At 47.3% G+C, this 15,987-nt stretch carries 14 protein-coding genes; 3 read left to right on the top strand and 11 right to left on the bottom strand.

Annotation, left to right across the window (positions count from 1 at the left end; genetic code table 11):
- Positions 1–4: 4 nt before the first annotated feature.
- Positions 5–1,390, bottom strand: a complete 1,386-nt coding sequence (locus LKE33_02060) for a PTS transporter subunit EIIC (protein MCH3949711.1) — start codon at positions 1,388–1,390, stop codon at positions 5–7.
- Positions 1,380–2,216 (bottom strand): N-acetylmuramic acid 6-phosphate etherase, encoded by an 837-nt coding sequence (murQ, locus tag LKE33_02065; protein ID MCH3949712.1) that lies wholly within the window; start codon positions 2,214–2,216, stop codon positions 1,380–1,382. The genes LKE33_02060 and murQ overlap by 11 nt, the downstream gene beginning before the upstream one ends.
- A 122-nt stretch (positions 2,217–2,338) precedes the next feature.
- Here murQ and nagA point away from each other — a divergent pair, with 122 nt between their 5' ends.
- Both nagA and LKE33_02075 read left to right on the top strand, forming a co-directional pair.
- Positions 2,339–3,484, top strand: coding sequence for an N-acetylglucosamine-6-phosphate deacetylase (gene nagA, locus LKE33_02070; GenBank protein ID MCH3949713.1), 1,146 nt, complete (start codon positions 2,339–2,341; stop codon positions 3,482–3,484).
- A gap of 171 nt (positions 3,485–3,655) precedes the next feature.
- Positions 3,656–4,363, top strand: a complete 708-nt coding sequence (locus LKE33_02075; protein ID MCH3949714.1) for a helix-turn-helix domain-containing protein — start codon at positions 3,656–3,658, stop codon at positions 4,361–4,363.
- 351 nt (positions 4,364–4,714) lie between these two features.
- Here the strand turns inward: LKE33_02075 and LKE33_02080 are convergent, their stop codons facing one another.
- The 5 genes from LKE33_02080 to LKE33_02100 all read right to left on the bottom strand — a co-directional run bounded on the left by LKE33_02080 (position 4,715) and on the right by LKE33_02100 (position 10,831).
- On the bottom strand, positions 4,715–5,086 hold the full coding sequence (locus LKE33_02080; GenBank protein MCH3949715.1) for a RidA family protein: 372 nt from the start codon (positions 5,084–5,086) through the stop codon (positions 4,715–4,717).
- A 42-nt stretch (positions 5,087–5,128) separates the two neighbouring features.
- Positions 5,129–6,349, bottom strand: a complete 1,221-nt coding sequence (locus tag LKE33_02085) for an aminotransferase class I/II-fold pyridoxal phosphate-dependent enzyme (GenBank protein MCH3949716.1) — start codon at positions 6,347–6,349, stop codon at positions 5,129–5,131.
- A 41-nt stretch (positions 6,350–6,390) separates the two neighbouring features.
- A complete protein-coding gene (locus LKE33_02090; protein ID MCH3949717.1) occupies positions 6,391–7,770 on the bottom strand; it encodes an APC family permease in 1,380 nt (459 codons plus the stop codon).
- 301 nt (positions 7,771–8,071) lie between these two features.
- Positions 8,072–9,700: an IS1182 family transposase gene (locus LKE33_02095; GenBank protein MCH3949718.1), complete on the bottom strand. Its 1,629-nt coding sequence runs from the start codon at positions 9,698–9,700 to the stop codon at positions 8,072–8,074.
- Between the two features lie 210 nt (positions 9,701–9,910).
- The gene (locus LKE33_02100) at positions 9,911–10,831 is read right to left on the bottom strand and encodes a 4Fe-4S binding protein (GenBank protein ID MCH3949719.1); all 921 of its coding nucleotides are present in this window, start codon (positions 10,829–10,831) and stop codon (positions 9,911–9,913) included.
- Positions 10,832–11,003: 172 nt separating this feature from the next.
- Between LKE33_02100 and LKE33_02105 the strand changes: the two genes are divergently transcribed.
- Positions 11,004–11,399, top strand: coding sequence for a thioesterase family protein (locus LKE33_02105; GenBank protein ID MCH3949720.1), 396 nt, complete (start codon positions 11,004–11,006; stop codon positions 11,397–11,399).
- A 205-nt stretch (positions 11,400–11,604) separates the two neighbouring features.
- Here LKE33_02105 and LKE33_02110 read toward each other — a convergent pair whose 3' ends face one another.
- The 4 genes from LKE33_02110 to LKE33_02125 form a co-directional block, all read right to left on the bottom strand.
- Positions 11,605–12,174, bottom strand: a complete 570-nt coding sequence (locus LKE33_02110) for a flavin reductase family protein (GenBank protein MCH3949721.1) — start codon at positions 12,172–12,174, stop codon at positions 11,605–11,607.
- A 240-nt stretch (positions 12,175–12,414) separates the two neighbouring features.
- Positions 12,415–13,596 carry an iron-containing alcohol dehydrogenase gene (locus LKE33_02115; GenBank protein ID MCH3949722.1) on the bottom strand — a complete coding sequence of 394 codons (1,182 nt, stop codon included), beginning with the start codon at positions 13,594–13,596 and terminating at the stop codon, positions 12,415–12,417.
- Positions 13,597–13,628: 32 nt separating this feature from the next.
- A complete protein-coding gene (locus LKE33_02120; protein MCH3949723.1) occupies positions 13,629–14,099 on the bottom strand; it encodes a hypothetical protein in 471 nt (156 codons plus the stop codon).
- A gap of 5 nt (positions 14,100–14,104) precedes the next feature.
- Positions 14,105–15,484, bottom strand: coding sequence for an aldehyde dehydrogenase family protein (locus LKE33_02125; GenBank protein ID MCH3949724.1), 1,380 nt, complete (start codon positions 15,482–15,484; stop codon positions 14,105–14,107).
- Positions 15,485–15,987: the final 503 nt, after the last annotated feature.

The following is a 15,987-nucleotide window of genomic DNA, read 5'->3' on the forward strand; positions in this document are numbered from 1 at the left end:
CTATCTATTCCTCCTTCGGGTCTTCAAACCCGAGTACCCACGTCGCAGCAAAACCGGCGACGTAGGATACGACAAGGCCTGCCAGATAGGCAAGCGGCTGCGTCGTACTGGCTGCAAGAGGCAGCCCGGAAATGCCAAGGGTCATCGCCCCGACAGCGCAGGCAGCCTGGACGGCTCCGCCAAACGCTCCGCCGATACAGGCCCCGATAAAGGGCCGCCCGAGCGGCAGCGTCACGCCATAAATCAAAGGTTCACCGACTCCCAAAAGGCCCACGGGCAGTGCCGAAGCGACGACCTTACGAACCTCGGGATTTTTTGTTTTCATATAGACAGCCGCCGCGGCTCCCACCTGGCCTCCGCCGGCCATAGCAAGAATCGGCAGCAGGATTGTAAATCCATACTGTGCAATGAGCTGAGCGTGAATCGGTGTCAGTCCCTGGTGTACGCCCATCATGACAAGCGGCAGGAAGGTACCGCCAAGAATGAACCCGGTGACGGCTCCGCCCCGGCTGACTGCTTCTGTCGCAGCAAAGCCGATACTTTCGGCAATGAAACCGCCCAAGGGCTGCAGTACATAGAGGGCGGCCAGTGCCATAACCCCCATCACGACAAAAGGCGTGATAAATAAATCGAGAGATTCCGGCACCCAGCGGTGCAGCTTCTTTTCGAACTGAGCCCCCAAAAATGCTACGAGGAGGACTGCTACAATACCGCCGCGTCCCGGCTGCAAAGCCGCTCCATAGAGCGTAATCTGCGAGAGGGTCGGCAGACTGATGAGTGCCCCCAGCGCCCCGCCGAGGACGGGGGTACCGCCAAACACTTTGGCCGTATTCCAGCCCACAAAGAGGTTCAGGCCCCAGAAGACCGTGGAACCGGCGAGGGCAAGGAGCTTTACCGGTGCCAGTTCTCCCAGTGCCGGATTATATCGAACGAGGATATTTACAATACCCGACAGGAGACCACACCCGATGAATCCCGGAATGAGCGGCATAAAAATAGAAGCAATCTTACGCAGGAGGAGCTTGCCCGGCGTGGCATTTTTCTGGCGGATGGCGTTATGAAGCGCTGTGCCGTCTCCCACTTTTGCCTTTTTAGCTGCCTGGGCAGTGGTCTCCGCCGTATCAACTTCCTGCCTGTCATTCTGCGTTTCCATAAGCCTGGTAAAGCAGTCCGTCACCTGGGCTGCTTTGCCGGGACCCAGCACAATCTGGAGCTCGTCCCCGGCTTTATTGACACCGAGCACACCCTGCAGGGCTTTAAGCTTTGCAGCGTCATATGTTTCTTCCTTGAGGTGCAGGCGCAGGCGCGTCATGCAGTGGGTCACTTCTTCAATATTCTCTTTGGGACCCACTTCTTTCAAAATCTGCGCGGCCAGTTCTTCATTTGTCATGTTCTTTCTCCCACGTTTCCACAGCGGCACGGGCGCTGCCGTGACTCTCACGGAGGGCAGCTTCCGCTTCCTGCCGCGCCATTCCTGTGACGGTCATGACAATCTGTACGGCCCGTTCCTGCAGTTTTTCGTTCGTAGCTTTGACGTCAATCATCAGATTGCCGCGCACCTTGCCAAGACGGATCATAGCACCCGTTGTGAGCATGTTGAGAATCATCTTCGTCGCGGTGCCGGCTTTCATCCGCGTCGACCCGGTCACGATTTCCGGTCCGGGAAGCACGATGAGCATCAAGTCGGCATTTTCCGCAATGGCCGGCTGCTGCGTACAGGCAAGTCCGATGACAGTCGAGCCAAGTTTTTTGGCTTCCTCCATCCCGCCTCTGACGTAAGGCGTACGGCCCGAAGCCGTAATTCCTACCAGCACATCTCTGGGTCCCAGATGGTGCGCTCTCACATCCTCGGCACCGCCTTCCGGACTGTCTTCCGCGCCTTCTTTGGCACGGAAAATGGCTTCGTAGCCGCCGGCAATGAGTCCCACAATGCGTTCGGGTTCCGTGCTGTAAGTGGGAGGGCATTCCACGGCGTCGAGAATGCCCAGGCGCCCCGACGTACCGCTTCCCATATAAAACAAACGGCCGCCCTGGCGCAGATGATCCGCAATCAAATCCACGGCACGGGCAATGTCGGGAAGAATCTTTTCCACGGCGAGGGCCACTTTCTTATCTTCATCGTTAATGATTCGCACAATCTCGAGCGCCGACTTCTTGTCGATGCCGCTGGAAGCGGGATTGCGTTGCTCCGTTGCAATCTTTTTCAAGTCGATCATAGGCTGATACACCCTTCAAGCGTTATAATGATAGTGCCGTAACAAACAGTGCACTTTTTATAGTGCATTGTTTTTATTGCACTCATTTCAAGAATTTCATTCCCCCATTAAGGAGGCACATAATGAAAGCCATTTTTAACGGCAAACTCATTTTACCACAGGAAATCATTACGGGACAATCACTGCTCTTTGACAATCGTATCCGCGCTATAGTGCCGGACAGTCAGCTGCCGGAAGGCACGGAATGCATCAATGCCAAAGGCGCCTACGTGTCCCCGGGATTCATCAATATCCATATTCACGGCTGCGGCGGTGCCGATACAATGGACGCCACACGGGAGAGTCTCGCGACAATGTGCCGCTGTCTTCCTGCGAGCGGGGTGACGTCTTTCCTGCCGACGACGATGACACGTCCCTGGCCCCTCATTCAAAAGGCCCTGGACAATGTCCGTGCCGCCAGGGAAAACCCGCTTGCCGGTGCCCGCGTCCTCGGAGCTTACCTGGAAGGGCCTTTCATTTCAAAAGACTTCCGGGGTTCCCAGAAGATCACTGATATCCAGGAAGCGGATACGACCAAACTTCAGCCCTATGCTGATATCGTAAAAATTATCGTCATTGCGCCGGAATGCCTCAAGGATATGGACTTCATCAAAGCGTGCCGCAAAGCAGGTATCATCGTGTCGCTGGGTCACTCGGGGGCGACGTATGAAGAGGCCGCCGCTGCCGTCAAAGCCGGCGCCTCCCACATTACCCATACCTTTAATGCCATGAGTCCCCTGCACCATCGCCGGCCCGGCATGGTCGGCGCCGCCCTGACGCTTCCCGTCATGACGGAAATCATCTCGGACGGGTTCCATGTCCACGCAGCCGCCCTGGCGCTCCTTGCCAGAGCCAAAGGGCCGGACAAAATCATCGTTATCACCGACTCCATGCGCGCTGCTATGCAGGGTGACGGCGTCAGTGAACTCGGCGGACAGACAGTTTACGTAAAAGATGGCCGCGCTCTCTTAAAGGATGGTACCATTGCTGCCAGCGTCGATGTCATGAATCACAGCCTGAAGCATTTTCTGGACGTTTCCGGATTCAGTCTGCCGGAAGTCATCCGCACGGCGACCGTCAATCCGGCGAAGGAACTGGGAATCTATGACCATTTGGGATCCCTCGAAAAAGGAAAACTGGCAGATATGACGATTTTTGATGACAACTTTGATGTGAAAATGACATTTACAGGCGGAGAAATCGTCTATCAAAAAAACAGAAACGTCTAAAGAGTGAAATCTAACAGGTCGGGCAAAAACACGAGCCATCATCCTCACATTTCAATAAAATTGTCTTTTAAATTCAAGATGGTAAAATAGAAGTATATGAGGGAATCAGCGGCGCGCAGAAATGCTGTAAGCCGGCTAACCTTTAGCACAGTTTGAAAGGAGTTGGCATCTATGTCTGACCTGACCAGGGAAACGGGAAAACGCATCCACGATTTCCGGAAGAGTCGTGGTCTCAATCAAGAAGAATTAGCATCTCTCATCTTCAAAAGCAAGGCCACCCTATCAAAATATGAAAAAGGCGAAATTTCCATCGACCTTGATACCTTAAAGCAGCTGGCCCTGGCACTCCATGTCCGGATGGAACAGCTCCTTCCTCCCACGATTGAGGGATATGAAGAAATATCCCCTGCCAGAGTCCCGACTTTCTTTAAAGGATTAACACAGTTTTTCTCCTATATGTTTGACGGCAGGGACAATCACGTCCTCCGCTGCGTGTTCGACCTTCATGCCCTTTTAGCGCCCAATCGACAACAAGTTGCTCTCTATATGAATTTTAAGGATAAGGATCATTACCAGAACGCAGAAAACATTTACTTCGGATATATAGAGCATTTTGATGTGCTTTCCATCATAGAGCTTGTCAATCAGAATACACCGACCGAAAAAGCCAGTATCCAGATTCCTTCTCCCTTTATGGAAGCTGACACGCGCTGGGGCCTGTGGAACGGCGTTTCATCCCGGCCTTTCATGCCCGTTGCCGGCAAGATGCTTTTTTCCAAAAAATTACTGAAAGAAGATGCCGCCTTTTTAAAAAGTCTGCGCCTCACGAAAGAAGATATTCGCAGACTCAAGTATTACAATTTTTTCACTGTAGTGTAAAAAATTGGCTGTGAAATAATACACAAGCATTATTTCACAGCCCCTTTTCCACTCTTCCCGCAGCCCGCCGTCCGCATCCCGCCCGTGGAAGAAAAATGACCAAGGCATTTTTCTTTGAACTTATAAAAATAAAACCTGAAACTTAGATCAACTGCTAAATTTCAGGTTTTATATCATATTTCACTTGAATCAAAAGCTTTAACACACTGTCGCTGACGAGGCTATATGCCATAGGCCAAAAGCGCCTTTTTATTTTTTGGTTTTTCACAGCTTCTTTTCATAGATTATTGAGCGCAAACATAGCCGCCATTTCTAATTCACAGAAATGGCGGCTATTCGCATTAAACTTTCTTATTTGATCTCGGCGGTAGCTTCGATTTCGCACCGAACATTTTTAGGGAGAGTTTTCACAGCTACACAGCTGCGTGCTGGGTTCGATACAAAATATTTCGCATACACTTCGTTAAAAGCGGTGAAATCTGCCATATCGGCCAGGAAACACGTGGTTTTTATAACACGATCAAAGCCGCTTCCGCCGGCTTCAAGAACAGCCCCTACATTTTTGCAGCTCTGTTCTGCCTGCGCTTTAATGCCTTCCGGCACAAGGCCTGATTGGGGATCTGCCGGGAGCTGTCCGGAAGTCACAACAAGATTTCCACTGATCATACCCTGGCAATACGGACCGATAGCGCCAGGTGCTTTTTCCGTAACAATTTTTTTCATAAATGTGCACTCCTCTTTATGCTGTAGTTCCAGATTATTTTCTTATTTCTTATCGCGGGCATAGATAGCGTCGCGGATACGTTCAAGACCAGTCTTGATAATGCTTCTCGGCATAGCCAGATTCAGACGAATAAAGCCTTTAGCATTATCGACAAAGAGCGCATCTCCGCCTTCCAGAAGGACACCGGCCTTATTGGCCATGAAATCAGGAATATCTTCCACATCACCCAGATACGGGTTCATGTCGACCCATGCCAGGTAGGTGGCTTCCGGAATCTTGTAGGTAATCTTAGGAAGATACTTATCAAAGAAGTCTTTCACGAAGGCAAAGTTGCCATCGAGATAGGTTTTAAGTTCATCCAGCCATTGATAGCCATGACGATAGGCGGCTTCATGGGCAGCGATGGACAGCGGATTGATGTTCATGGCATAGGTATCGGTATAAGCAACATAGAGATCCCGCAGATGCTTGTCGCGAATAATGACTTCGGCAAACATCATTCCAGCCATATTAAAGCACTTGGAAGCGGACGTGCAGACAATCAGCTTTTTATAATCCGGCATGATTTTAGCCATAGGAATATGCTTTACGCCCTGGCGGATCAGGTCGCAGTGAATTTCATCACTGATGATCCAGAGATTATACTTCTCTACGATAGCAGCGACTTTGCGCAGTTCTTCTTCCGTCCATACACGGCCGGTCGGGTTGTGAGGGTTGCACCAGATGAGGAGTCTGGCAAAAGGATTGGCTGCATCGCGTTCCAGTGCGTCAAAATCGATGGTCCAGTTGCCATCCTTATCCCGAACGAGTTTATTATGGATGGCATGTTTGTGGTCATAGTCAATAGGATGCTGGAAGTAGCCGTAAGCCGGAGTGTTGACGATGGCCGCATCTTCCGGCCCGAGCAGCATGTTAATGAGTTGGTAGAGAGCAGGAATGATACCTAAAGAGAAGCAAATCTCTTCACGGGGATATGTCCAGCCATACATCTTTTTGTTCCAGGCATTATAAGCTTCATAGAAGGAAGGTTCAAAGACCTGGCTGTAGCCGATAATCCTCTTGTCGGCACGATCTTTAATAGCCTGGATAATGTCAGGGCACATGGCAAATTCCATATCAGCGACCCACATGCGGACAAATTCATCATCGGCGTAAGGGAACTTCTTCTTTCCTTCGAAATCATGGAAAATGTACCCGCGGAATCCATCCGTATTCAGGGCATTGGTGTGACGACGGTCAACGATTTCATCAAAGTTGTACATGTCAAATCCTCCTTAAATAATCACTTAAAAATCAATATTTCTCACGCGTCAGCCCGCGTTTCTTCATCGATAATTTCCTGTCTCCGCTGAAGCAGAACCTTGCGGTCTACAGAGCCTGTTTTCAGGGAGAACCAGCTCATGCACAAAGGAACAATCAGGACAATTACAGCTACAACAGCATCCTGGGGATTCATATCTTTCAGCAAGGTCACGGCTACCATAAAGGCGCTGATGCCGCCGAGAATACAGCAAACTTTGTAAGCGCCAAGCGGAATGGGAATCGATCTCTTAGTAAATTGTTCCGGATAAAGTGTAGGAATCTTGATGCAGGCCACATTCAGATAAGCATTAATCAGCATGCAGGGAATCATAAGCATACTGATGACATTATTAAACTCCATCTTCGTGATGATAGGAATGGCAGCCAAAATGTAGACCAGCAGATAAGCTCCGTATGGATAATGCTCTTTGTTCTGACGTTTCAGGAACCCAGGCAGCCATCCATCATTCCCCATTTGAACGAGAGGCTCACGAATCATAACAAGCACGCTCAGGAAGGACGAAATAATGGCACATACACCGCCGCCGATGACAAAGAAAGCAAAAGGAGCAGGACTCAGGAAAGAATTTGCCACCACACTCAGGTTTTTCCCGGCGATCTGGTCATAAGGCAGGATGCCGGAAGCAACGAGACTCATTAGCCCATAAATAATGGAAACAACGAAGCAAGTATAGACAATCCCATAAGGAATGGTCCGTTTCGGATTCTTTGTAATAGGGACAACACCAACGGGACCCATGGTCGTTCCCTGGCAGGCAAACCCCATAATGGCGATTGCACTGATCACTCCTGCGAGCCCATTATGGAAAAATCCGCCATCTACATTGGGATCAAAGAAAAGTGAAAATTTGACTTCGGGAAGACCGAAAATAATAAAGATGGACATCGCGATGACAAGAAGCAGCGTAGCAACATTTTGAAACAGTGTCACAATCCGGTTGCCTCTTATCGTCAGAAGAAAATGAATGGTCAGTACCACCAAACTGGCTGCCGTTTCATGTTCCAGTAAAGCCGGCCACAAACTTGCCAAATAGTGGGTCAGAGCTACGGAGTAACCCGTAAAACCAAAAGCCCAGATGACATTGGTCCATCCGCCGTATCCAGTAAGAACCGGTGGAAGAAGCATGCCACGCATACTGTAGTCGCCGCCTTTGATTACAAAAACACTGGACAACGCCAAATTGTACCAATAAGCGAGCAGCATATAAAAAACGCATAAAATGGTAATAGGTACAACAGAACGTCCCGTCAGTTCGATAGCAGAACCCAGTGTAACAAAGATACCCGCTCCGACTGCCCCACCGACACCGAGACCGATGACGTTGCCTATACCAAGTTTCTTTTGAACATTTCCACTCATGTGAAACCTCCTCATAGGGAACGAATAACGACGATTTCAGGTTCCCAAAGAGTTTATGCGCATTTCTCTTTGTTGGATTCATCATACCCGCTTCCCTGAGGATAATCAAAGGCATGCAATTTTCGCCTCAGGAAATGCAAAATGGGGCTGTCGCAAGTGACCGATTTTTAATCCCTGAAATAACTTGCTAAAGGCCCCAATTTGCCTTACTTTTTAGTTGGATATGTTTTGAGATGAAAAAAGGGCGCACGAAATTAAGCAACCCTAAGTTGCTTTTTTTCGAGCGCTCTTTTTGTATCTTTTAGGCCTCTTTTTTCAGCGGATATAAGTGCAAATCCTCTTTGCCGTCTTGAACTTTGTGATGGACCTTCAGGACATTCCGTGCCATGGCACATATTCCCACTGTTACCAGGGCATTTCCTTTGCCTCGGGTTTCTAATCTTCTGACGTTTAATGAATCCTTGAGATCCGCAAAGGCTCCTTCTGCCTGTATACTGCGGTTCATCCTCAGTTCCTTACCATATTCGGAAGTAATGTTCTTCAGGGATTCTGCCCTCAATGCAGCAAAATTCTTCGAGACCACTAATTTCTTGTTTCTTTTCTCCATAGGTGTCCTGCAATTGTTCCCATGGATGCACTGTTCCTTGTAGGGACAACCGCTGCAGTCCTTACATTCGTAATATGTTTTCTCTGACACATATCCCGACCGGTTCTTTACCTGGGTTACTTTGCTGACTTTCAGCAGTCTCCTACCTTTACAGATATACATGTCTTGATCAGGCAAATATGTCATGTTTTCTGCTTTGCCGATGTCGTTCTTATACTTTTTCCTCTTGCTTCTTTCATAATTGTTAGGCTTGATATATGAAGTATACTGATTCTTCTTCAGCCAGACCAAGTTCTCTTCGCTTTCATAGCCTGCATCGGCTACAATGTTTGCAAATTTCTGACCGAAGTGGGCTTCAAATCCTTCAAGAAAAGGAATGAGTGTCCGCATATCTGTGGGATGTGCACTCACATCTGCAAACAAGGTAAAACCGGAATTGTTTGCATATTGGACATTGTATCCCGGCTTTAAGGCGCCATTAAGCATGGCATCTTCTTTCATCCTCATAAAGGTAGCATCCGGGTCTGTTTTGGCAAAGCTGTTCCGTTCCCCACAGATGTGAAGCTGCTTCGTATACACCTTAAGCCGTTTGAGATAGTTAGCTAAAATCTCATAGTACTTCTGTAGAATGGTCTTTCTTTTCCCACATCCGTGAACAAACTCGATTCCCTCAGCCCGCTTTATGACAAGCAGTTTTTTTAGGAGCTTCTTTAAATGACGGATGTGGAAAGTGTTTCCGTAACAGACCTTGATTCCGAAACGTTCCTCGATTTCGGGAACCAGTTGCTCCAGTTTCTCTATGAGTTTGTTCTGGCTGCCTAAGACTCTGTTTTTCCAAACAAATTTGTACTTGTTTGCCACAGATTCAATTTTTGTCCCATCGATGAACAGGCTATCCAGAGTGATGAAACCGCGAGCCAGCAGCCATTTATCCATCTGAATCATGAGTTTCTTGATACATGGTTTTAGATGGAGGGAACAAAATCTTGCAATGGTTGCATTATCCGGAGCTTTTTTCCCATCTAAGAGAAACATGAAATGAGTGTCTCTTTTACAGGATTGCTCTATCTTACGCGAACCACGAATTCCTTCCATACATGCATAAATGACGATTTCCAGCAGCTGAATTGGTGACGTTAATTTATTCTCGACATGAGAATACGTGTCATACAATGCCTTTACATCCATCCCTTCTACCATGGCACGCACCAAGCGAACAGGATCGTCATTAGGGATTTGTACTTCAAAATTTAGAGGAAGAAAAAGTTGATAAGAACTACCAATTTTTGTATAATCCTTTTGTGTAGGTTTGTTTTTTTGCATATTTAAATTCTACACCAAGGCGCGGTCTCATTCAATGAGGCCGCGCCTTGCTTTTGATACAAAAGAGGCCGTCGCAAAATGCGACAGCCCCACTGTTTTAAGGTCTTTTTTTATTTTTTTAATTTTGGGGACGAAAATCATAAAAAAATCAATTTTTTCTAAAAGGTCATAAAAGTGATAGTTTTCTTATCTTTTTATACCACAAAATTTTCAATGTTCGTCGATGTACTTCGACACTCTGGAATGATATTCATCGAGTGTATCTGTCCGAACCTCCGTCTTTCTGCCAAAAATAAGGTCCGGCATATATCTGGCGCGCTTGCCGGCAGAAAACATGGCACGCTCACAGCCGATACAATAGACAACCACATCGTCACAGGGAAACTCATTCGCCCTCCTTTTGATGCGGCGCTCTACTTCTTCATTGGGGACATACCCATAAAAGTTATCGCCGCAGCACTCGGACGTCATACCGTGATGCTTAGCCTCGACGACTTCGATGTTCATTTTCTTAAGAAGACTGCGAATAGCCGCATGAACCTGCGGCTTATGACGATACCCGCAGGAGTCGTGAACCGACATCTTTATGCCATGGTAGTCAGGCAATTTCAGGTCATCAAAGCTGTCAATAACCTCCCAGAACGAAATCGTACGAATTCCGGCATAAAGGGAACGGAAACGACGGTCACAGCCGGCACAGTTATTGATAATGACAGACCCTTCCGGCAGTTTAGGATCATGGTGGCAGCACAAATTGTGAAATTTGACATCACCCAGATGCTCGCTCAGCATCTGAAGCATCAGAGGCGGCAGTTCCGGCTTATACACACTGAGGGCACAGCCCGGATTAAAATAACACTTATCCCGGTCAATGTCAGAGATGGCAATACTGCTTCTCACCTTCTCAGGACTATGAGCAGCACCGGTCGGACATACGCTGGAGCAAGTACCGCAGTCGATACACTTTGCGGCATCCACCTGGTAGTGACTGGCACCCATCGAAATAGCATGTACCGGACACAACCTTACGCAGGCGCCGCATTTGATGCAGGCATCTGAAATTTCAAAATGGAACTTATCCTCTACCCCGGTTATCACCGGAGCTGCCGGACAAATATGGGATTTTTCCATAGTTTTCCTCCATTCACTTCCGTTTAATTCGTTTTTATTTTATGATACCCATCCGACTTATTGTTTTCAAGGGTCCGGTTTCCTGTATAATAGGAGTATCATACAAGCATGATATTTCCTACATTTTGATGAAACTCATCGCAAGTCTTTCCATACTGAAGGAGGAATCCCTATGATTATTACTATCAAACCAAATTCCAAAGGTACGGCTGAAATGCGCTGCACCAAAGAGAATACGGCTGACCGCTATGCCAAAGGCACCGTTCCCGTATTTGCCACACCGGCCCTCGTCGGTCTGATGGAGGACGCCGCCGTACGCGCCATCAAGGATCAGCTGCTCGAAGGGTATACCACCGTCGGCGGCGGCATGAATTTAAAGCACTTGGCAGCTACGCCAATCGGCCTTACGGTACGCGCCGAAGCGACGCTCATTAGTCAGGACCGCAAAAAGCTGACTTTTTCCATCAAGGCCTGGGACGACAAGGATCTCGTTGGGGAAGCCGAACATGACCGCTTTATCGTGGAAAAAGATAAGTTTCTGGAAAAAGCCTACAGTAAAGTCAAATAAAAAAGCGCTTTTGGCATATAGCTTTTGGCCTTGTCCGGGACAGCATGGTACAGCCTATAGGCGAAGCAAAATGAAAACAAAATTACCACGGCAATTTTCATTCTCCATTGGCTGACTGCCACATCTATAGACTATGAGAAAGAGGCTGTGAAACAATGAGCAATCATTATTTCACAGCCTCTTTTACTATGTGAATCGTATCCTCTTATTTCATTAATTTACTACCGGTGCTCCAGGCAGTACCTGCCTTTTTTCCGACTGTGTAGTAGTCGCCGCGGAATTTGTCAAAAATCAGAGCGTTCACTTTAAGCGGATCAATGTTTCCTTCAGCGTCTAATACATCTGCATCTGCCAATACGCCTTTAATCTGTCCAAGTACACGGAAACCATATATAGTATGCTGCAAATCTACCGCATGGCATTCCAGCGTCACAGGAAATTCTTCGATTACCGGCGCATCCACAAGATTACTCTTCTTTGCAGTAAGTCCGGATTTCGCAAATTTATCTTTATCCCGATTTCCGGAAACCATACCAAAGAAATCAGCTTCTACGATATGTTTTGCATCGGCGAGAGCCACCGTAAAATCACCGCGCTCCTTGATGTTCTTTGAAGTCTTATGGCCTTCAGAAATGTTCAGGGCAATCATGTCAGAAGCACAGGCTCCGCCCCATGCAACATTCATGACGTCCACAGTCCCATCCGGTCCGTAGGTTGCGACCATGAGAACCGGCATCGGGAAAATGTAAGGTTTAATGTCCATTCTGCGTTTCATTATTCTTCTCTCCTTTAAAAATAAAATCATATTGTTCCTCATTCAAGCTGTGCTCAATACGTAAACAAGCAGATAACCGTGCGGGATTGCGCCTTGATTCCGCCAGTTATCTGCTTGCACAGAGAAATAAACTTTTCCGATACATTTCTCTGCAAAATTTTGGAAGAGGAGACTATTACACAAAAGTTGATTTGAGATGGCGATTCAGCAATCACCGTTTTTAATCAAAATAAAGTGATTTCAAATTGAAGGGTTCTTTGAAATGGCTTCTTGTAAAACAGCGAGCAGTTCGGCATCCGAAATTTCAGCAGGAATAGCATTGAACGGACGCTGTGCTCTGATTTTTGGCAGCAAAGACAGCAGAGATACATCTTCCGGAAGCAGGTCACCAAGACCAGGCATCCCAATTTTTTGATTTAAGGAAGTCACTGCTTCCGCCAAAGTATCTCCCACATCTGCCTTTGATGACACAGAAATACCCATGGCTGACAGAATCTTGCCTGCACCAACCGGGTTTACTTTTCCTACCCATCTTAATACGGCCGGCATGACAACTGCGCATGCCCTTCCGTGTGCGATATGAAATTCACCGCCCAATGCCTGGGCAATAGCATGGGATAACTGGGTAGATGCGTTTGAAAAAGCAAGTCCGCCGAGGACAGCCGCGAAAGCCATGTTTTCCCTGGCAGAAATATTTCCGCCATCCTGAACGGCGTTCACCAAATTGTCGTGGATAAGGCGAATCGCCCTTTCAGCCAGAACATCGCTGATTGGATTTGTACAATTGCATGTCAACGCGTCGCATGCATGAGCAAATGCATCCATTCCCGTCGCAGCAGTTAAGGAAGCCGGCATAGAAAGGGTAAGTTCCGGATCCACAACTGCAAACGTCGGAGCGAGTTCCTTAAAGGAAATAGAGGCCTTGCGTCTGCCTTTCCGCGTATCCGTGATCACTGAAAAACTGGTAACCTCACTGCCTGTACCCGCTGTAGTCGGCACCAGATACATCGGCTTAAGAGGCTGCAGCTTCAAGGAACACGGCGCAAAATATTGATGGATTGGCATGGGATTGGTCAACAAAAGATTCACTACCTTAGCAGAATCCAGAACACTTCCGCCGCCAATTCCGACAACACAGTCGACCTGCTCCTCACGGGCAATTTCGGCTGCTTTCTCGACCGCCGCATCAGTAGGATCAGAGGGAATCCCACTTTGACACAAGAAGCGAATTTTCAAGTCGGTTAGGGCTTGCGTCAGTCGAGAGAGTACACCGGATTTTTCCACGCTTCTTCCGTGGAGAATCAGCACATGGCGGCAGGACTGCTCTGAAAGGAGCCTGCCAAGTTCATCGAAAGCACCTCTTCCAAACAGAAGAGGTGCTCCGATGTGTTTATAAAGACAGAGGTTTCGAGCTAAAGACATTACAGAAAAAGATCTCCTTTTATTACGATTTACTACACAGCTTTCTTGTCTGCATCCACAGGATTATTCATCATGCGAACGATAATACCCGCAGCAACGAGTTCATCCCGCTGATTCAGGACATCATACTGCCAGGTAAAGATTCCCTTTCTGGGGTTACTGGTTAAGTGTTTCTCCTTAAGGGTCATCTTGAGACGAATCGTATCATTGATCATGACCGGTTTCAGGAACTTCCAGTCCTTCACTTCCAGGAACACGGAATGGAAGCAGCCCAACCGCATGTAGAGTCCGTTTGCGATAGCAAGCGTGAGCATCCCATGAGCAATTCTGTGGCCAAAACGAGTCTTGCTGGCATACACATCACTGGTATGCAGTTCGTTGAAATCTCCTGTAAGTCCGGCAAATTGAAAGATATCTGAATCTGTAATCGTGCGGCTGGCAGTCTCAAAGATGTCGCCAACTTCTACATCACCGTAAAAGAGTTCAGATTTATAGTTTTTCACTCTTCTCAGCCCCAAACTTCATCAGGAGTAGGAATATGAGCATTGTCATTCGTGTAAGCGATACGGCTTACGTTGATGAGGTGCTTATAGTCAAGGTTTTCACTGATGCTGTTATTGCCCCAGCTGCCGCAGCCCAGCGTGCCCGTAGGAGCAAGACCGTTGGTGTAAGCACCGCCCAGACCGGAAGAACCAATGCCATTAACCAGGAAACGGGAAACCGGCAGTCTCATAGCAGCTTCCTTGATATGAGCATCCGTGAAGGAATGCAGGCTCACACTGTGACCACGTCCGTCCATAGCGAGGTTTGCATCAGCAATATCAATGGCCTCATCCCAGGTATCATAGGTATACAGTGCCATAACAGGGAACATCTTTTCTCTGCCGAGCACGTCCATCTTGCCGGGTCCCTTAGCTCTGACAACAATGGTACGAGTCCCTTCCGGAAGCTTGATGCCGGCAATATTAGCGATGAATTCAACAGACTGACCTACAACATCTTTTCTGAACTTACCATCGATAAACGTAGCATTGCGGACTTTTTCTGCTTCTTCTTCGTTATCGATGTAATAAGCGCCGTTCTTTCTCAGTTCGGCAGCCATTTCGTCTACCTTTTCCTTCGGGCAGATAATAGCCTGTTCGCAAGTGCAGGAAATGCCGTTATCGAAGATTCTGCCTTGAATAATTTTGGGAGCTACAACAGCCAAGTCTACATCGCGGTCAACCAGGCACTGGTTGTTGCCGGCGCCGACACCGTAAGCAGGCTTTCCGCTTGCATAAGCAACCTTTACCATGCTGGCACCACCGGTAGAAATGCAAACATCGGTCGATCTCATTACAGCTTGGGAAATTTCCAGAGACGGCTTTTCAACGCAGATCAGCAAATCTTCAGGAGCGCCAACTGCCTTCAGAGCCTGACGCATATATTCGACACACTTAAAGGTACTCTTCTTAGCTCTGGGATGCGGGCAAACAATCATGGAGTTTCTGCCTTTCAGCGTAATCATTCCGTTATGGGCAGGAGTCATGGTCGGGTTCGTCGTCGGAGTAATGCAGCCGACAACGCCGATTGGTTTTGCAACCAATACGAGGCCTTCATCCTTCAGTTCCTTGATAACGCCTACGCTCTTTTTGTTTCTCAAATGCCACCAGGTTGCCATCGGTTTATTGCGGTTCTTGGCAATCTTATATTCTACCGTACCCATGCCGGTTTCTTCAGCGGCCATAGTTCCTAATTCAACAGCATTGTCATAAACAGCTTTACCAATTGCTTTTACAACCCGATCTACCTGAGCTTGATCATACGTTTCAAAAATCTTTTGAGCAGCTCTGGAACGAGCGATCAGCCCATCTACATATGCCTGCACATCATTCATTTCTTCACTCATGATAAGTTCTCCTTTCGTGCTTTCACGTTACGTAGTATGTAGAACGTTCTATGTAAAGTATAGCAAGAATAAAATATTTTGCAACCCCCAATTTTAAAAAAATTCAGATTATATTTTTCCTACTATAAATCAATGAGCCAAATTTCCCATCGGAGATATCTATATCTTTATTTCCTAATCTAAGGAAAAGATTCCCTGCAAGAATAATGTGCTGCCTTTCAGGTACCCACAATTCCCAAGTCCTTCTCCCCACGGATCAGACAGCCTGGAACGGCCGCTGGCCTGTAAAATACAACATCTAAAGGGTTTTACTCATTTATTACTCCAGGTAGTAGTTTTCCAAATTCAGCACGATTTATTCGAAACAGTTTGTAAAGGATCTACTTTATACATTGGAAAAAATAGAAGTTTCACTTTAGTTGGAATAAATGAAACAGATATACCGTCTTTTCATTTTATAAAATTTCTGTAAAAAATTATTTACTGAAAATATTGACTTTTAT

Source organism: Acidaminococcus sp., assembly GCA_022482815.1.
Lineage (GTDB): Bacteria > Bacillota > Negativicutes > Acidaminococcales > Acidaminococcaceae > Acidaminococcus.